Below are 16,810 nucleotides of genomic sequence, written 5' to 3'. Positions count from 1 at the left end.
ACATCCTATTTGACCGAGCCCGCGGTCATGCCGGCGAGGAAATACCTCTGGGCAACGAGGTAGATGATCAAGAGCGGCAGCGAGCCGAGCACGCTCATCGCCATCATCTGGTTCCATTCGAAGGCGTGCTGCCCCATCAACAGCTGGATGCCGATCGGGACGGTGCGCATGGACGTTGACTTCGTCAGCGTCAGCGCAAAGAGAAATTCGTTCCAGCACAACAGGAAGGTGTAGACCGACGTCGCCACGATACCAGGCAGTGAAATCGGGACGACCACCCGCCAAAGCGCTGTCCAACTGGTGCCGCCATCGACAGCCACGGCCTCGTCGAGATCGCGGGGCAAGGTGTTCAGATACCCCGTCATCAGCAGGATCGCGTAGGGCAGCGTAAACACCAGGTAAGTCAGGATCAGTGCGACGTAGGTATCGAAGATACCGTATGAGACGACAAGCCCGAAGAAGGGGATCAAAAGTGTGATCGGCGGAATCGTCTGCGTGCTGATGATGAGTGTGTTCAGGCTGCCCTTGCCGCGGAAGTTGAAGCGGCTGAACCCGTAGGCCGCCAGCAAGGCGATCAGCACCGTCAGCACGGTCACCGATCCCGCCACGAAATAGCTGTTGAAGAAGAAGCGCAGCTTTACCGGGTCGCCAAGGATGGCCGCATACGCTTCCAGCGTGAAGGCCTTTGGCAGGATGGTCGGTGGCAAGGCAAAGATTTCGGTGTTCGATTTGAACGAACTGCTGAGCATCCAGTAGATCGGGAAGGCCGCGAAAAAGAGCCCCGCTGCAAGCGCTACATGCAGCGCGACGGTGATCAGTTTGTCTTTGCCAGAGTTTCGTTTCCTCATGGTGACTACCGAGCCTTTTGATAGCGGATGTAGAACAGCGTCAGGCCGAGAGAGATCAACAAGATGACCACGGCGCTCGCCGAAGCCTGCGACAGGTTGTAGCTCGAAAACGCCAGCTTGTACGTGTAGGTGCTCAGCACCTCGGTCGAGTAGATCGGGCCACCGCCCGTCGTTATCCAGATCAACGGGAAGACCTGCATGGTCCAGATGAAGTCGAGCAGCGAGATGCTGATGATGATCGGCATCAGTTGCGGGATGGTGATGAAAATCAGCTTCTGGTAGGCCTTCGCCCCGTCGATATCGGCGGCCTCGTAGAAATCCTTGGGAATGCCCTGCAAACCCGCGAGCAGGCTGACCATGAAGAGCGGATAGCCCGCCCAGATATTGGCGAAGGTGACGGCGTGCAACGCGGTCTGAGGCGAGGAAAACCATTCGACCTTGGAACCGATGATGCCCAATTGCAGGAGAATGCTGTTGACGACACCGTTCGGCTCGAGCAGCAGGCGCCAGATCACGGCGATGATCACCGCGGTGAACAGCCAGGGCAGTATGTAGAGCACGCGCAGAATATTGCGCAGCGTCGGATTGATGCGGTCGCTGTTCAGCATGAGCGCGAAGATCATGCCGATGGTCATGTGGAAAATGACACTCATGCAGGTGAAGTAGAGCGTGTGCCACAGCGAAGCCCAGAACACCGGATCGTTGAAGATCGCCTGGTAGTGTTTCAGCCCGGCAAAGGACGGGTCGCGACGCAGCACCGCGCTGTTCTGGAACGAATAGCCAATCACCGTCACCATCGGCAGCAGCATCAGAAGCCCGATTATGAGCAGCGAGGGCGACAGATAGAGGTAGGGTGCGACCGCTCGTCTCAGCTTGTAGTGGGAGCGCTTCTGCCGGGTCATGTGCCAACCTTGGGATACGCCTTCAAGAGAAGGTAAGCTTCTAAAACAGGTCCATCTCAATTTGCCGATCCGTGGTTGCCGGGTGGCCCGAAGTCAGGCCACCCGGTCGAAGATAGCAAACGGGAACGGGCCGATCAGAATTTCGCCATCCAGCCCTTCTGAGCGGCGGCGGCGGCTTGTTCGGGAGACTGCTCGCCGGCGAGCATCTTCTGGGCTTGCACGTCGAACTGGGTCATCAGGTCTTCAGCCACCGGCAGGCCCGTGAACTCATTGGCGAGATAACCGGTCTTGAAGATTTCAAAAGCCTTGGCGAAAGCCTTGTCCGAGGTCACGAAATCGGGCTTGGCGTTGACGTTGCCCGGGAAGGCGTTTGCAAGCGACACGAGCTTGGCGTTCACCTTTTCACTCATCAGATATTGGACGAGTTTCCAGGCCTCTTCCTGATGTTTCGAGGCAGCAGAGATGCCGATGCCCCAGGAGGCATAGGGAAGGCCGCGCTTGCCCGTATAGCCCTCCACGACCGGGACCGGGATGAGGTCGAAGTTCAGATTGGGATTGCGCTTGCGGATGAGGTTCACATGCGCGAGCGAGTCGATCATCATCCCGACGCGGTTATTGACGAATTCCTCGACCTTTTCCTGCTCGGTCTTGGTGGCGATGCCGGGCGAGATGGTGCCGGCGTCATTAAGCGATTTGACGAAGGTGAGCATGTCCACCACTGGCTTGCCCTCGAGAGCGGGCTTGCCGTCCGCCATCATCGACTGACCGGAAGCCCAAACCCACGACATCATGTCGTTCTGGACGCCGGATGGCGTTTGCAGCGACAGCGGCAGCACCCAGCCATACTGGTTCTTGTCGGCGTGCGTCATCTTCTTGGCGGCTTCGAGAAACTCCGCGCGGGTCGACGGCAGCTTGGTCACGCCTGCCTGGGCGGCGAGGTCCAAATTGACGAAGACCGGATAGACGAAGGAAGCCACCGGAAACATCACCGCCTTGCCGTCCACCTTGATGATGTCGGCGACTTGGGCTTTGTCGAACTTGCTCGCATCCATCATCGGGTTCATGTCGGCGAGCGCACCCTGCGCGTTCAGGTTGTTCACCCAGGCACCGTCGAGACCGACGACGTCGCTGAGCGTCCCGGTTGCGGCACCAACCGAGATCTGGTCTCGCGTGGTCGCGTAGGGGCCGCTGACCAGCGTCACCTTCACTCCGGGGTTTGCGGCCTCGAAGTCATCCATGATTGCCCTGAGCGAGCCAGCCGGCAGTTCGGGCTCCCACCATTGGGTGAATTCCAGCGTCGTGTCCGCCATGGCGCCGGTTGCGCCAAGCAACCATGCGGCCGCGGCTATTTTCAGCATCGCGGGTTTTATACGAAACATCATTTTCTCCTCCTTCTCTGGGATCGGCCGCACAATGCGGTCGATCGTCTGCTTCATTCAGAAGTCTTCTTACGAGTACTTCGCAGGCGCCTCGCCCTCGCCTGCGGGCCTTGCCGCGGATATTCAGATCGCCAGATGCGTCTCGGGATCGAAGAAATGGAGCTTGGCGTCATCCAGGGCCACCCGGATTTCCGAGCCGGAGCGGACTGTGCTGACCGGTTCGAATTTCGCCACCGCATTCGACGCCAAGCCGAAATCCTGCACTGCGTCCGGGTCGCCGGAGTCCACCCGGACCGCGTCGATGTTGAGATGGACGATTTGTTCGGATCCAAGTTCTTCGATCGAGGTCACCTTTGCCGGTATCGTCTGATACTTGCGGCCGGATTCGAGGCTGCTGTCATAGAGATCCTCCGGTCGGATCCCGAACACGATTTTGCGCCCCGCATACGACCTCAAGCCCGGCCTGCGCACGAAGGCTGCATCCTGCAGCCGGATGGCAAAGGCGCCAGACATCAGTTCGTCGCCCGTCAGGGTCGCCTCGAACAGGTTCATCGAAGGAGACCCGATGAAGCCGGCAACGAAGGCGTTCACCGGCGATTCATAGAGCCTCTTCGGTGTGTCGACCTGCTGCAGCACGCCGCCTTTCAACACCGCGACCCGGTCGCCCATCGTCATGGCTTCGGTCTGGTCGTGGGTCACATATATGGTCGTGACGCCGAGTTGCTTTTGCAGGCTGGTGATTTCGGCGCGCATTTGAACACGCAGTTTCGCGTCCAGATTGGAAAGGGGTTCGTCCATGAGAAAGGCTGCCGGCTCGCGCACCATGGCGCGGCCCATGGCAACCCTTTGACGCTGTCCGCCGGAAAGGTTGGCGGGTTTGCTGTCCAGCAAAGACGTCAGTTGAAGGGTTTTGGCGATCTCGTCCACGCGCTTCTTGCGCTCGGCCTTCGACTTGCCTGCCAGCCGCATCGAAAAGCCGATGTTTTCGAACACCGTCATATGCGGGTAGAGGGCGTAGCTCTGGAAGACCATCGCGATGTCGCGGTCCTTGGGCGGCATGTCGACGACGTCGACGCCGCCGATCCGAAGGCTGCCGCTGGTGACGTCCTCCAATCCCGCGATCATCCGCAACGCGGTGGATTTGCCACAGCCGGACGGCCCGACGAGAATCAAGAACTCGCCGTCCTTGACCGACAGGTTCAATTGGTCGATTGCGTGAAAATTGTTCCCGTATGTCTTGCAGATATTCTCAAGAACGACTTCTGCCATATTCCTCCCTCCACAAGTCTAAGCCACTGATTTTTATTACTCTTCTTGGCCCTTTCGCCTGTGAAATTTATCCTCGGATAGTTTCAAGCTACGTTCCGGTATCGAGTTGCGCATATCTGAGTTCGACTGCCGACGGCGCGTTCGTCGATGCCAGGAGTTCCGTGACCCGGTCGGCGGTTGGAAGCGCCTCGCGCCCGCCCCGCCCCGTTATCGAAAGGGCCGCCGCCGCGGCCGCGAATGCGACCCGGCCTGCGGTGTCGGCCCCGCGCGTCAATGCATGGGCATAGGCGCCGTGAAAGCAGTCGCCGGCGCCGGTCGAGTCGACGACGGCAACCCGGTGCGGAGGCAGGTGCCAGAGCCCTGTCTCTTCACGCCCTCGATAGTACACGCCCCTACCGCCATCGGTCAGAACCACGGCGGATCGCGACGGCGACCACAATGCATCGAGCATCTCGGCCGGCAATCGGCAGCCCGTAGCGGTCCGCGCAAAGCCCAGGGGAAGAATAAGGTGGTCGCAGAGCGCGATCAGCCGCTCCGTGGCTGGGCCGCTGCTCCATTCGATATCGCCGAGGATCGCAAGGCCGAGATCCCGAGCCCGAGCCACGACATCCAGCGACCCGGTCCCGTAACTATCGACGATCAGGACGGTCGCGCGGCTGAGGACCTCGTCCGGAAAGTCCGGCGTGGTGCCCAGCATCGCGTCGTCGTCGTATGCGATGAACCGCTCCCCATCCGAACCGACGGTGATGCGCGAGCGCACCGGGCGCGCGTCGGCGTGGCGCGGCGCGAACGCGGTTTCAACGCCGCTCTCAATTAGATCACACAGCACGGCGTCATCGGCGGCACTGCCCAGCCATCCGACGAACCCGGCGCTTCCGCCGAGCCGCGCGACGGCGGCAAGTGCCGTCGCGACATTTCCCCCGAAAGCACGGGCACTTTGCAGAACCTTCCCCTTGCCCGCCGACAACGGCTGATCGACATAGACGATGTCGTCGATCGCAATAGCTCCGAAGCCGAGGATTGAAGGGACGGTGGGCATCGTTCAGGCACCCGCCTTCGCCAAGGCGTCTTGCGCCGAAAGGCCGTCATGGATGACGCCTCGAAAGGCAATCGCTGCCTTTTCCGGATCGCCATGCCCCCAGAGATTACGGCCCACCACGGCACCGCGCGCGCCGGCACGGATGGCATCCGCCGTCTGCTGAAGGGCGCCGAGCAGCGTGTCGGTCTTCGGCCCACCGGCGATCACAACCGGCACCGGGCAGGTCCGAACGGTCTCTCGAAACGAGTCGAAATCGCCGGTGTAACCGATCTTGATCACGTCGACGCCGGACTCGTAGCCGATGCGCGCCGCATAGGCGATCTCGTCGGGGGTGAAGACGATTTTTGCCCCGTCGGTGAAATCGCGAGGGTAGATATGCGCCACCACCGGCATGCCGTAACGGGCCGCCGCATTCACCGAATCGGTCAGCCAGCGTATGTATTTGCCCTCGGTCGCGCCGCGCACCGGAATGGCCACGGCCAACGCATCGGCGCCAGCGCGCACCGCATCCTCGGGCGTTGCAATCAGTTCACTGATGCGATCGTCCGGGGTGAAGCAGCCGGCCTGGATCACCAGGGCAGCCTTGCCCGCATATTGCGGCCACAGATGGCGCGCGGTGCCAGGCTGGATGCTGACGTAGTCGGGTTTGCCCATCATGACGCGCGCAAGCGCGCCCGGCAGGTCGGCAAGACCTCCTTTGCGCACGTCGCCATAGCCGACAAAGTGGTCGACCGCGCCGCCAAAAAGATTCCCCGATGGATGTGAGAAGAGGCGCGCCAGGCGCACCTTGGTTCCGAGGCTCATGAGTCCAAAACTCTCCAATCGATTGATATAAAAACCCTGAACCCAGTGTTTGCGAAAGAAAGGATAAATGCAATCTTTCGAAACCTTTCGAATTCGCGTATTTTTGGTAGAGTGAACCGAAGCCAGGGCGATCGCCTGGCGCATGGAGGCAAGGACAGGGCAATGTTGTCAGAGCAGAGACGCCAATCGATCCTGGGTGAAGTGCAACGCAGCGGACAGGTTCGCATCAAGGACCTGTCAGACGATTTTGGCGTGTCGGAAGTCACGGTGCGCTCCGACCTCGAGATACTGGATCGCAAGGGACTGCTGACCAAGACCCGTGGCGGGGCGGTGACCCGGACCACGGATTCGACCACGGCCGCGTTCGCCCGGCGGATGCAAACGAACCTCGATGCAAAGAAACGCATCGCCCGGGCAGCGGTAGACCTGTTCGAGGACAACCAATCGGTCATCTTCGACGGCGGCTCGACATTGATGCAGGTTGCCATGCTGTTACCGCCGCTCAGCAATGTCGTGGTCGCGGCCACGGCGATGAATATCGTGCAGCATCTGATGCATCGGCCAGGCCTCGACGTTCACATGATCGGTGGCCGGGTCTATCCAGACACGGTGAGCACGCTGATCACCGATGCCGACACGGCTCTCGGCGGCTTGGTGGCGCATCAGGTCTTTGTTGGAGCGCATGCGATTGACTCGTCACTGGATGTGGTCGACGTGAACGAAGACATGGCGCGAACGAAGCGAAACCTCTTGCGCATGGCCCGGCGCGTTGTCCTGCTCGCGGATTCGAGCAAGTGGGGCGTCAGCGGGACCTCCAAGGCTTTTTCGCTGTCGAGCGTCGATGTTGTGATCACCGACGATGGCCTGTCCGGCCCGATACGCAGCCAGCTTGATAGGACGGGGGCCAAGGTGATCTATGCCTGACCCCGTCGCGGTCCCTGGCTGCCACGGGAATATCCAATGCACGCATGACCCACGGGATTCGCATCGGCAGTCGGCCGTTTTTTCATGTCGGTCATTTTCTCCTCCCAAGGGCTGGCAGCCTCCCGATATCGCGCCAGCATTTTCGCATGTTCTATAAAAATTTTACGCGCGTCAAGATTTAAAATGTTGTATAGCGCGTTCCCAGAATGATCCGTTGCCGGCGCAGCGGATCCAGCAGAGCATGACGAAGTTGGGAGGTACGGCCAAAAATGCAGGGAAAATCAACGGCGAAGCTCGGAATCGGTGTCATCGGATGCGGCAACATCTCGATGACCTATTTGCGCAATGCCGCCCTCTTCGGGGGCATAGAGTTGCGCGCATGCGCCGATATTTCGGCCGACATGGCGGCGCTGCGGGCCAAGGAATATGGCATCCGGGCGCTCGGCGTCGATGCGCTGCTGGCCGACCCCGAGATCGATCTCGTCCTCAACCTGACCATTCCCGCGGCGCATTTCGACATTTCGTTTTCCGCGCTTTCGGCGGGAAAACACGTCTTCACCGAAAAGCCGCTGGCAACGTCCGCCAGCGACGGGCGTCGCCTGGTAGCCGAGGCCGCCAAGCGCGGCGTGCTGCTCGGCTCGGCGCCGGATACGTTCCTTGGCGCCGCCGGACGCCGGGCGCGCCGCCTGATGGACGATGGCGCCATTGGCCGCCCGGTCACCGGCACCGCCTTCATGATGGGGCGCGGCATGGAGCACTGGCACCCCAACCCGCAATTCTACTACCAGCCGGGCGGCGGCCCGGTGTTCGACATGGGTCCTTACTACCTGACCATGCTGGTCAATCTGCTCGGCCCTGTCGCGCGGGTGATGGCAATGGCGACCAAGGGCCAGGAGGAAAGGCGGATCACTGCCGAAGGGCCGTTCAAGAACACGACCTTCAAGGTCGGCACGCCGACCAATGTGCTGTCGCTGCTCGAATTCCGCTCGGGCGCCACCGTCACCTTCGGCGCCTCGTGGGATGTCTTCAAGCATTCCAACCATCCGATCGAACTGCACGGCACCGAAGGCTCGTTGCGCCTGCCCGATCCCGACACGTTCGGCGGCACGGTGTCGCTGTCCGAACGCGGCGCGGACTGGAAGGATTTCGCCAGCGAAGGCGAACTCTACGGCGCCCGCAACTGGCCTTACGCGGCACCTGACCGCGCCAATTATCGCATGCTCGGCGTCGCCGATCTGGTGCGCTCACTGAAGACGGGTGCAACACCGCGCGCGTCCGGCAATCTGGCGCTGCATGTGCTGGAGATCATGGAGGCGATCCTGAATTCGGGCGAAACGAAGAGCTCGGTCGCCATTGCCGGCGATGTCGTCCAGCCGGCGCTGCTGACCGAGGACGAAGCAAGCAGCCTGCTCGCCTAGGCGCAGTGACGGCGGAGATGGTAATGACGCTCGACCCTGATGCTTTGCGCATCCTCGAAATCGGCCGTGCGGGCGGTGGCGAGCCGTTCGAAAACGGCAGCGTAGCGGCGGCCCGGGCCGCCCATAACGCGTGGTTCCCGACACAGCAGGGCGAGCACGAGCCGGTGGCAGTGACCTCGCAGCAAGAGATCGACGGGCCGAACGGCCCGCTCACGATCCGCATCCATCGCGGCATCGGCGCGCCACGGACCGGGGCACGCGCCGTGCTCTATCTGCATGGTGGCGGCTGGGTCATCGGCAATCTCTCCTCGCATGACGAGATCTGCCGCTGGCTGGCCAATCTGGGCAACACCGTCGTGGTCTGCGTCGATTACCGGCTGGCGCCGGAGCACAAATTTCCGGATGGGCTCGAAGACTGCGCGGCAGCGTTGCGCTTCATGGCGGAAAACGCCGGGGAACTGGGCATCGACCCGGCCCGCATCTGCGTTGGCGGCGACAGCGCCGGCGGCAACCTTGCCGCCGTTCTGGCTTTGCTTGCCCGTGACGGGCTGGCGCCGCCGCTTGCCGCCCAGATCCTGATCTATCCCAACACCGATGCCCGCCAGACCGCGGACAGCTATCGGCGCTTCGGCGACGGCTTCGGGCTCACCGCCGCGACCATGGCGTGGTTCCGCGATCACTATGTGCGAACACCAGACGACATCACGGATTGGCGCGTCTCGCCGCTGCTGGCGTCAAGCCTCGCCGGCGCCGCACCGACATTTGTCGTGATCGCCGGTCACGACATCCTTGCCGACGAAGGCATGGCCTATGCCGAACGCCTGCGCGCCGAAGGCGTGCCAACGGTCCTGCGGCACTGGCCGGGTCAGATCCACGGCTTCGTCTCGATGGGCCGCCATATACCGGCTGCGCGACCGGCGGTGAGCGAGGCGGCTGCCTGGCTCAAATTGCAGACGCCCGCTCAGGCCGACTGACGCATCACCAGCGTCGCACCGAGCTTGACGTTGCGCGCCAGGCCCTGGCCAGGCGGATCGGCCTCGTCGAGCAAGGCCAGCAGCATCTCGACGCTGCGGCCGGCCATGGCGGCGAAATCCTGCGCCATGGTGGTCAGCGCCGGACAGGTGTAGCGGCTCAGCGGATGGTCGTCGTGGGCCGCGACACGGAAGTCGCAATCGGCCCGGCGGCCGATCTTCAGCCCGCGCGAAAAAGCCGCCGCCATGACGCCGAAGGCGAGACGGTCGTTGGCGCACAGCAGCGTGCGCGCCGGCAAGCCGCCTTTCTCGAGCGTCCGCTCCATCCATTCATGGCCGATGCGCTCGAAGTCCCAGTTGTAGCCGCCCGCCGCCTCGAGAACGACAGGCTCCAGGCCGGCGGCTCGCATCGTCTCGATATAGCTCTGCAGGCGCTCGCCTGAATTGTGATTGACGTGCGGAATGTCGACATAGACCGGCGGCTCGCCCGACCGGCAGAGATAGTCGACGATTGTCGACGTGCTCTGGTGGTTGTCGTTGCCGACGAAAGGCGTGTCGCCCTCGATATAGGTGTCGAAATAGACGATCGGAATCTCTTCGCTCATCCGCTCGAAGACGCCGGGTTCGGAGACCGACCCCAGCGGCGCTACGATGGCGCCGGCGACCTTCAGCGACATCAGCGTCCTGACCGATTCCGCCTCCAGCTTCGGCGAACCGTGCGAGGAGATGACGATCGGCCAGAACCCCTCGTCGCGGCAGCGCAGTTCGATGCGGCTGACCATCTCGGCATAGAACGGATCGGCAATCGTCGGCACGACGATGCCGACATTGCGGGTGCGTTTGCGGTTGAGATTGCGCGCGAAAACGTTGGGCTGATAATCCGAGGAGCGCAGCGCCGCCTCGATACGCGCCCGCGTCGCCGGCTTCACGCTGGCCGGATCGTCGAAATATTTCGACAGGGTCGGCCGCGAAACGCCGGACGCCCTGGCGAAATCATCCATCGTGCGGTGGGTCTTCTCCGCCATCGATATTCCTTTGCCCGCGCCCGCCAACTTTCCGGTCCGGCCAGAATCAGTCTTGCGGCCGTTGTCGTGAGGCAGCATTGCTTGACGAATTTTTTCCGTCAAATTTTCGCGTTTCCACTACAACGCAAAAGAGTTTCGCGCGTCAAATTATTTGTTGGCGTTCTGAAAATGAAAACCTGGGCTTCGAGCCTGCACGGACACGCTCAGCGTGCTGCCGCCGCTTATCCTGTTCGTCTTCCTGCAGCGCTTCTTCGTCGATCCCATCGTCGGCTCGGCGATCAAGGGATAGCTGCCCTCAATAGGGCAACCCAACATAGTTCTCGGCGAGCGCGGTCGATGCGGCCTGCGACTGCACGAGGTAGTCCAGTTCTGCTTCCTGGATGCGCTGGCCGAAGTCGCCGGTGTCGGGAAAACGGTGCAGCATGGTCGTCATCCACCAGGAGAAGCGCACCGCCTTCCAGACGCGCGCCAATGCCTTGGCTGAATAGGCGTCGATGCCAACCATGGATTTGTCGCGGTAGTAATCGCGCAAACCGGCGAAGAGATAGCGCACATCGCTGGCGGCGAGGTTGAGGCCCTTGGCGCCGGTCGGCGGCACGATGTGGGCGGCGTCGCCAACCAGGAACAGCCGGCCGAAGCGCATCGGCTCGGCAACGAAGGAGCGCAAAGGCGCGATCGACTTTTCGAAGGACGGCCCGGTGGTGACGCTTGCGGCCGTCTGTTCGGGCAAGCGGCGGCGCAACTCGTCCCAGAAGCGATCGTCGGACCATGCCTCGACGCGATCGTCCTGCGGGCACTGAACATAGTAGCGGCTGCGGTGCGTCGAGCGCATCGAGCACAACGCAAAACCCCGCTCGTGATTGGCGTAGACCAGTTCGTGATCGGCCGGCGGCACCTCGGCCAGCACGCCGAGCCAGCCGAACGGATACTGCCACTCGAAGGTTTTCAGCGCGCGCTCCGGCACCGATTTGCGGCTGACGCCATGATAGCCATCGCAGCCGGCGATGAAGTCGCAATCGATGCGATGGCTGACGCCGTCCTTGTCGTAGGTGACGAAAGGCGCTTCGCCGTCGAAATCCTGCAGCGCAACATTGGCGGCCTCGTAGACGGTGACGAGGCCGGCCGCCTCGCGCTTGTCCATCAAATCATGCGTCACTTCGGTCTGGCCGTAGACGGTGACGTGCTTGCCGCCGGTGAGCGCCGCGAGATCGATGCGATGCAGGCGCCCGTCGAAAGCCAGCGAAATGCCGGAATGCGGCAAACCTTCGGCATGCAGCCTTGCGGCAGCACCAGCCTCCTCCAGCAATTCGACCGTGCCTTGTTCGAGCACCCCTGCCCGCACGCGGCCGAGCACGTGGTCGCGGCTCGAGCGCTCCAGAATGACGGTCTCGACGCCGATGCCAGCCAGAAGCTGCCCAAGCAGCAGGCCGGAGGGTCCGGACCCGATTATGGCGACCTGGGTGCGCATCAGTGGCCGAGGCTTTCGATCTGCGCGGTCAGTTCGGCGGCGAGGCGCAGCGACGCGGCGGTGGCGACGACCATCTGCGGCAGCAGCAGCCATTCCAGCGTCCAGGCGGCACCCGAGCGCTCCTGTTCATGCACCAGCGCCTGATGCATGCCGGAAAGCTGCGTGGCGTTGAAGCGGGCGAGCGCCAGCAGCGCTTCGGCCTTCACCGGGTTCTGCTTGTGCGGCATGGCTGACGAACCGCCACCCCCGGACAGTTCTATGTCGGTTCCACCCTGCGCCATCAGTGCAATGTCCTGGCCGAACTTGCCGAGGCTGCCACTCACCAGCGACAGCCAGCCGGCGAAGTCGGCGAGCGCGTCGCGCTGGCTATGCCATTGCGGCGCGTCGCCAAGATCGAGTTTTGCCGCGAGGGTCGCTCGCACGGCCTGCCCCTTGTCGCCAAGCTTTTCCAGCGTGCCGGCGGCACCGCCGAACTGCACCACCAGCAGACGTCTGGACTGCTTCGACAGTCTTTCCTGATGCCGTTGCAGCGGCGCCCGCCAGGCGTTCACGCGATCCGCCACCTTGATCGGAATTGCTGGCTGCATGCGGGTCATTCCGGTCAGCGCCCTGCCCCCGAAGCGTTCTTCCAGCGAGGTGAGCCGTATGATGGTCTCGGTCAGCAGCAGGCCGAGATGCTCGGCGACGGATTTCAGCCGGAGCACCAGGCTCGTGTCGATGACGTCCTGGCTGGTCGCACCGAAATGCACCTTGTCGCCATGCGGTTCGCCGACCGCAGCCCTGATCTGGCGCACCAATTCCGGCATCATGACGCCGTCCTTGGCGATGCCTGCCCTGAGCAAGGCGGTGTCCGGGCGGAAGGTACCAAGCGCCGCCACGATCGCCGCCGCGGCATCCCTGGCGATGATCCCGTTTTCGGCCTCCGCTTCCGCCAGCGCGCTCTCGAACGCCAGCGCCGCCTCGATTTCCGCGTCGACGGAAAAATGCCTCGATGCTTCCTCGTCACCGAGGAGAGCTGACAGCAATGGATGGTCGAAGGGCGATACGGTCATGTCCTGCTCCTCCTGACCATCAGCTGTCGAAGAAGACCGTTTCCTTCTCCCCCTGGAGATGGACGTCGAAGACGTAGGTGTCGCCCTGGCGCTCGGCGATCAGCGTCGGCACGCGGATACGGTGCTCGATGCGCGTCAGGATCGGATCCCCGGCATTGGCCTTTTCCTCATCGGAAAAATAGAGCCGCGTGTGCAGGCCGAGATTGATGCCGCGCGCGACGATCCAGAGCGTGATGTGCGGCGCCATCAGGCGACCATCCCTGAACGGCACGCGACCCGGCTTGATCGTCTCGAAGGCGCAGACGCCTGTTTCCATATCGGTCGGGCAACGGCCCCAGCCGAAAAAGTTCGGATCGGCGGCGCCGCGCAATTCGGCCGGGGAATTGTAAAGCCCGTCGGCGTCCGCCTGCCAGATCTCGATCAACGCGTCCTTGAGCGGCGTGCCGGTGCCGTCCAGCACCCGGATCTTGAGACCGACGCGCTCGCCCTTGGTCTTGTCGTTGACCATGGTCGCGCCGAGATCGGTCGCATAGACGCCGCTAATGCCGCAGAAATTCGGTGTCAGCCCGATATGGACGTAGGGTCCCGCGGTCTGCGAGGGGCTTTCCCTGAGCCGGTCGAGCGATTGCGCCATCAATTGCCCTCCAGCCGGTTTTCGAACAGCGACGAACGGCGGCCGCGCAGCACGATGTCGAACCTGTAGGCGAGCGCGTCCATCGGGATCGTCGCCTGCGTGTCGAGAATGGCCGTCAGGGCCTCGATGGCCGCCTTGTCAGCGATGCCGCGCACGATCGGGCATTTCCAGATCAGCGGATCACCCTCGAAATACATCTGGGTGATCAGGCGCTGGGCAAAGCCATGGCCGAAGACCGAGAAATGGATGTGGGCCGGGCGCCAGTCATTGGGCCCGTTCGGCCAGGGATAGGGACCGGGTTTGACGGTGCGGAAGGCGTAGCCACCATCGTCGCCTGATATGGTGCGGCCGCAGCCGCCGAAATTCGGGTCGAGTGGCGCGAGATAGCCATCCTTCTTGTGGCGGTAGCGGCCACCGGCATTGGCCTGCCAGAATTCGATGAGCACGCCGGGAACGCCAACGCCGCGCTCATCGAACACGCGGCCATGGACGATGATGCGCTCGCCGATGGCGCTCTCGCCCGGCCTAGCGAAATTGTGGATGAGGTCGGCGTCGAGTTCACCGAGCATGGCGTGGCCGAAGACCGGTCCGGCTATTTCCGACAGCGTGTTGTCGAAGGACAAAAGCGCCTTCTGCGGCGAGCGCAGCACCGAACTCTTGTAGCCCGGCGTCAGCGCCGGCGGGTGCCATGTCCGGTCGCGCTGGAAGAAGGCACCGGTCTCGGGCCTCCGGTTCGAGCCGGACTCAGCTGGCATTGTCGGCTCCGTCCATTTCCGAGAACACGTCCTTGGCTATTCTGAAGGCACGGTTGGCGGCCGGCACGCCGGCATAGATGGCCACATGCAGGAACGCTTCGCAAATATCCTCGCGCGTCGCACCGGTGTTGGCGGTGGCGCGCACATGCAGGGCGACCTCCTCATCATGGCCGAGTGCGGCGAGCAGCGCCAGCGTGACGATCGAGCGCTCGCGCTTGCTGAGACCCGGCCGCGCCCACACCGTTCCCCAGGCGGCCTCGGTGATCAGCTCCTGGAAAGGCTGGTCGAAATCGGTGGCGGTGACCTCGGCCCGGTCGACATGGCGGTCGCCGAGCACTGACCGCCGCACCGCGAGGCCGGTGCGATATCTGGCTGCGTTGGCGGGGACTTCATCCATGGGTTTCTGCTCCAGAGGCAAGCGAAGCGACAAAATCGCGGATCAGCGCGACCAGTGCCTTGGGTTGTTCGACGCAAGGAATGTGTCCGGCGTCGCGGATGATCTCGAAACGCGCGCCGGGAATCAGAGCAGCCAGCGACCGGACGAGATCGGGCGGTGTTGAGCCGTCCTGGTCTCCGGCGATGCAAAGCGTCGGTACGGCGATGTGGCGCGCGGCTTCGGTAAAATCCGCGTCGCGAACTGCCGCGCAAGTGCCGAGATAACCGGCGACAGCTTGCCGGGTCATCATGTTCCAGTAGCCGTCCAACTCGGCCACCCGGTTCGCGTGGAAGGCGGGGGTGAACCACACTTTGAACACGCCGTCGGCAATGGCCTGGATGCCCTTGCTTTTGACGGTTGCGATGCGGGTGTTCCAGCTGTCCGTCGTGCCGATCTTGTGGGCCGTGTCGCACAGGATCATGGCCTCGACGATCTCCGGCCGCCTGGCATAGAGCCCTTGCGCGACCATGCCGCCGACCGACAGGCCGCACAGCACCACCTTCTCCAACCCGAAATGATCGATGAGCGCCGAGAGATCGTCGACATGATCGTCGATCGACCTGATATCACCGATGTCGGACAGCCCGTGGCCGCGCTTGTCATAGACCAGCAAGGGCATTTCGCCATCCAGTGCGGCGACGATCTCGTCCCAGATGCGGAAGTCGGTGCCCAGCGAATTGATGAATATGATCGGGGGCGCATTGCCGGCCGCCTTGACGTGGCGATGATGCAGCGTGATGCCGCCGATGGTGACGAATGGCACGATTTCGATCCTCCACCCCCACATTGCACAAGGCATTTGGTTCGGTAAAATGATATTTTGCGCCGTTTCATTAACTCAGGGGTTATCAAATCCATGTCCGAGAGCCGCATCCGCTTCCGTCACCTACAGGCTTTCCTGGAAGTCGCGCGGCAGGGCAGCGTGGCCCGCGCCGCCGACTTCCTGCATGTCAGCGCGCCGGCGGTGACCAAGACGTTGCGTGAACTGGAAGAGGCGCTCGGTGTCGCCGTTGTCGAACGTGACGGGCGCGGCATCCGGGTCACAAGGCTCGGCGAAATCTTCCTTGGCCATGCCGGCTCGGCGATTACGGCCTTGAAGCGCGGCGTCGATTCCGTTCGCCAGGATGGCGCCGTCAATCGCCATCCGATCCGCATCGGCGCGCTGCCGACAGTGTCGGCCAAAGTCATGCCGCGGGCCATGAGCCTGTTCCTCGGGGAAAACACCGGCGCCGCGATCAAGATCGTCACCGGCGAGAACGCCGTGCTGCTCGAACAATTGCGCACCGGCGCGCTCGATCTCGTCGTCGGACGGCTGGCCGCGCCCGAAAACATGACCGGCTTCTTCTTCGAGCACCTCTATTCCGAACAGGTGCTGTTCGTGGTGCGGGCCGGACATCCGCTGTTGGAGCCGGAGGCTGACATCTTCGCCAGGCTCGACGAATTCCCGGTGCTGATGCCGACCCGGGAATCCGTCATCCGTCCCTTTGTCGATCGCCTGTTCATCACCAACGGCATGACCGCGCCGGCCACCGAGATCGAGACGGTCTCGGATTCGTTTGGCCGCTCTTTCATGCGGCAGAGCAATGCGGTTTGGATCATTTCGGCCGGCGTGGTAGCCAACGAGATCGCCAGCGGCGCCTTTGTCGCCTTGCCGGTCGACACCGACGAAACCAAGGGACCGGTCGGCCTGACGATGCGCACCGATACTGCCCCCTCGCCGGCTTTCACCATCCTGCTGCAGACCATTCGCGAGGCGGCCAGACCGGTCAAATGAGGCGTCGGACTGTTCGGACCGGGTTCCGTCTTGGTCGGGACTCTCCTAACCCTGGGGTTAATGAAACACCGCAAAATATCATTTTACCGAACCAAAACGCTGGTGCACTGTG

17 protein-coding genes are annotated in these 16,810 nt (G+C 62.7%); 4 read left to right on the top strand and 13 right to left on the bottom strand.

The features are described from left to right. Window positions 1-5: 5 nt before the first annotated feature. From AC1DX4_RS14795 to AC1DX4_RS14770, 6 genes are all read right to left on the bottom strand, one after another. Window positions 6-848 (bottom strand): carbohydrate ABC transporter permease, encoded by an 843-nt coding sequence (locus tag AC1DX4_RS14795; RefSeq protein WP_477221004.1) that lies wholly within the window; start codon window positions 846-848, stop codon window positions 6-8. A 5-nt stretch (window positions 849-853) separates the two neighbouring features. After that, window positions 854-1,750: a carbohydrate ABC transporter permease gene (locus AC1DX4_RS14790; RefSeq protein ID WP_477221003.1), complete on the bottom strand. Its 897-nt coding sequence runs from the start codon at window positions 1,748-1,750 to the stop codon at window positions 854-856. Between the two features lie 134 nt (window positions 1,751-1,884). Further along, window positions 1,885-3,132, bottom strand: a complete 1,248-nt coding sequence (locus tag AC1DX4_RS14785) for an ABC transporter substrate-binding protein (RefSeq protein WP_477221002.1) — start codon at window positions 3,130-3,132, stop codon at window positions 1,885-1,887. 120 nt (window positions 3,133-3,252) lie between these two features. Further along, window positions 3,253-4,398, bottom strand: a complete 1,146-nt coding sequence (locus AC1DX4_RS14780; protein WP_477221001.1) for an ABC transporter ATP-binding protein — start codon at window positions 4,396-4,398, stop codon at window positions 3,253-3,255. Window positions 4,399-4,486: 88 nt separating this feature from the next. Further along, complete coding sequence (locus AC1DX4_RS14775; RefSeq protein WP_477221000.1) at window positions 4,487-5,437, bottom strand: PfkB family carbohydrate kinase; 951 nt, start codon at window positions 5,435-5,437, stop codon at window positions 4,487-4,489. Window positions 5,438-5,440: 3 nt separating this feature from the next. Next, a complete protein-coding gene (locus tag AC1DX4_RS14770; protein WP_477220999.1) occupies window positions 5,441-6,241 on the bottom strand; it encodes an aldolase in 801 nt (266 codons plus the stop codon). 162 nt (window positions 6,242-6,403) lie between these two features. Between AC1DX4_RS14770 and AC1DX4_RS14765 the strand changes: the two genes are divergently transcribed. The 3 genes from AC1DX4_RS14765 to AC1DX4_RS14755 all read left to right on the top strand — a co-directional run bounded on the left by AC1DX4_RS14765 (window position 6,404) and on the right by AC1DX4_RS14755 (window position 9,557). Continuing rightward, entirely contained in the window at window positions 6,404-7,165 is a 762-nt protein-coding gene (locus tag AC1DX4_RS14765; RefSeq protein ID WP_477220998.1) for a DeoR/GlpR family DNA-binding transcription regulator, read from the top strand. Between the two features lie 269 nt (window positions 7,166-7,434). Further along, window positions 7,435-8,583, top strand: a complete 1,149-nt coding sequence (locus AC1DX4_RS14760) for a Gfo/Idh/MocA family protein (RefSeq protein WP_477220997.1) — start codon at window positions 7,435-7,437, stop codon at window positions 8,581-8,583. Between the two features lie 23 nt (window positions 8,584-8,606). After that, window positions 8,607-9,557, top strand: coding sequence for an alpha/beta hydrolase (locus tag AC1DX4_RS14755; protein ID WP_477220996.1), 951 nt, complete (start codon window positions 8,607-8,609; stop codon window positions 9,555-9,557). Here AC1DX4_RS14755 and AC1DX4_RS14750 read toward each other — a convergent pair. The 7 genes from AC1DX4_RS14750 to pcaD all read right to left on the bottom strand — a co-directional run bounded on the left by AC1DX4_RS14750 (window position 9,545) and on the right by pcaD (window position 15,687). Continuing rightward, a complete protein-coding gene (locus tag AC1DX4_RS14750) occupies window positions 9,545-10,579 on the bottom strand; it encodes a LacI family DNA-binding transcriptional regulator (protein WP_477220995.1) in 1,035 nt (344 codons plus the stop codon). The genes AC1DX4_RS14755 and AC1DX4_RS14750 overlap by 13 nt on opposite strands. Window positions 10,580-10,874: 295 nt before the next feature. Then, complete coding sequence (pobA, locus tag AC1DX4_RS14745) at window positions 10,875-12,047, bottom strand: 4-hydroxybenzoate 3-monooxygenase (protein ID WP_477220994.1); 1,173 nt, start codon at window positions 12,045-12,047, stop codon at window positions 10,875-10,877. After that, window positions 12,047-13,099 carry a 3-carboxy-cis,cis-muconate cycloisomerase gene (locus tag AC1DX4_RS14740; RefSeq protein ID WP_477220993.1) on the bottom strand — a complete coding sequence of 351 codons (1,053 nt, stop codon included), beginning with the start codon at window positions 13,097-13,099 and terminating at the stop codon, window positions 12,047-12,049. The genes pobA and AC1DX4_RS14740 overlap by 1 nt, the downstream gene beginning before the upstream one ends. Window positions 13,100-13,118: 19 nt before the next feature. Beyond that, window positions 13,119-13,733 (bottom strand): protocatechuate 3,4-dioxygenase subunit alpha, encoded by a 615-nt coding sequence (pcaG, locus tag AC1DX4_RS14735; protein ID WP_477220992.1) that lies wholly within the window; start codon window positions 13,731-13,733, stop codon window positions 13,119-13,121. Then, entirely contained in the window at window positions 13,733-14,488 is a 756-nt protein-coding gene (pcaH, locus tag AC1DX4_RS14730) for a protocatechuate 3,4-dioxygenase subunit beta (protein WP_477220991.1), read from the bottom strand. Before pcaH ends, pcaG begins: the two co-directional genes overlap by 1 nt. Continuing rightward, window positions 14,478-14,885, bottom strand: a complete 408-nt coding sequence (gene pcaC / locus AC1DX4_RS14725; protein WP_477220990.1) for a 4-carboxymuconolactone decarboxylase — start codon at window positions 14,883-14,885, stop codon at window positions 14,478-14,480. The genes pcaH and pcaC overlap by 11 nt, the downstream gene beginning before the upstream one ends. Beyond that, window positions 14,878-15,687, bottom strand: a complete 810-nt coding sequence (pcaD, locus tag AC1DX4_RS14720) for a 3-oxoadipate enol-lactonase (RefSeq protein ID WP_477220989.1) — start codon at window positions 15,685-15,687, stop codon at window positions 14,878-14,880. The genes pcaC and pcaD overlap by 8 nt, the downstream gene beginning before the upstream one ends. A 93-nt stretch (window positions 15,688-15,780) precedes the next feature. Here pcaD and pcaQ point away from each other — a divergent pair, with 93 nt between their 5' ends. Further along, the gene (pcaQ, locus tag AC1DX4_RS14715; RefSeq protein ID WP_477220988.1) at window positions 15,781-16,698 is read left to right on the top strand and encodes a pca operon transcription factor PcaQ; all 918 of its coding nucleotides are present in this window, start codon (window positions 15,781-15,783) and stop codon (window positions 16,696-16,698) included. Window positions 16,699-16,810: the final 112 nt, after the last annotated feature.

Source organism: Mesorhizobium sp. P3_A8, from assembly GCF_056402995.1.
The sequence above is the reverse complement of the archived record's forward strand: the minus strand, read 5'-3'. Positions and strand labels throughout refer to the sequence as shown.

What these genes read in the sequence shown, in the direction of transcription:
- AC1DX4_RS14795 (WP_477221004.1), bottom strand. Translation starts at nt 848, where the DNA reads ATGAGGAAACGAAACTCTGGCAAAGACAAACTGATCACCGTCGCGCTG.
- AC1DX4_RS14790 (WP_477221003.1), bottom strand. Translation starts at nt 1,750, where the DNA reads ATGACCCGGCAGAAGCGCTCCCACTACAAGCTGAGACGAGCGGTCGCA.
- AC1DX4_RS14785 (WP_477221002.1), bottom strand. Translation starts at nt 3,132, where the DNA reads ATGATGTTTCGTATAAAACCCGCGATGCTGAAAATAGCCGCGGCCGCA.
- AC1DX4_RS14780 (WP_477221001.1), bottom strand. Translation starts at nt 4,398, where the DNA reads ATGGCAGAAGTCGTTCTTGAGAATATCTGCAAGACATACGGGAACAAT.
- AC1DX4_RS14775 (WP_477221000.1), bottom strand. Translation starts at nt 5,437, where the DNA reads ATGCCCACCGTCCCTTCAATCCTCGGCTTCGGAGCTATTGCGATCGAC.
- AC1DX4_RS14770 (WP_477220999.1), bottom strand. Translation starts at nt 6,241, where the DNA reads ATGAGCCTCGGAACCAAGGTGCGCCTGGCGCGCCTCTTCTCACATCCA.
- AC1DX4_RS14765 (WP_477220998.1), top strand. Translation starts at nt 6,404, where the DNA reads ATGTTGTCAGAGCAGAGACGCCAATCGATCCTGGGTGAAGTGCAACGC.
- AC1DX4_RS14760 (WP_477220997.1), top strand. Translation starts at nt 7,435, where the DNA reads ATGCAGGGAAAATCAACGGCGAAGCTCGGAATCGGTGTCATCGGATGC.
- AC1DX4_RS14755 (WP_477220996.1), top strand. Translation starts at nt 8,607, where the DNA reads ATGACGCTCGACCCTGATGCTTTGCGCATCCTCGAAATCGGCCGTGCG.
- AC1DX4_RS14750 (WP_477220995.1), bottom strand. Translation starts at nt 10,579, where the DNA reads ATGGCGGAGAAGACCCACCGCACGATGGATGATTTCGCCAGGGCGTCC.
- pobA (WP_477220994.1), bottom strand. Translation starts at nt 12,047, where the DNA reads ATGCGCACCCAGGTCGCCATAATCGGGTCCGGACCCTCCGGCCTGCTG.
- AC1DX4_RS14740 (WP_477220993.1), bottom strand. Translation starts at nt 13,099, where the DNA reads ATGACCGTATCGCCCTTCGACCATCCATTGCTGTCAGCTCTCCTCGGT.
- pcaG (WP_477220992.1), bottom strand. Translation starts at nt 13,733, where the DNA reads ATGGCGCAATCGCTCGACCGGCTCAGGGAAAGCCCCTCGCAGACCGCG.
- pcaH (WP_477220991.1), bottom strand. Translation starts at nt 14,488, where the DNA reads ATGCCAGCTGAGTCCGGCTCGAACCGGAGGCCCGAGACCGGTGCCTTC.
- pcaC (WP_477220990.1), bottom strand. Translation starts at nt 14,885, where the DNA reads ATGGATGAAGTCCCCGCCAACGCAGCCAGATATCGCACCGGCCTCGCG.
- pcaQ (WP_477220988.1), top strand. Translation starts at nt 15,781, where the DNA reads ATGTCCGAGAGCCGCATCCGCTTCCGTCACCTACAGGCTTTCCTGGAA.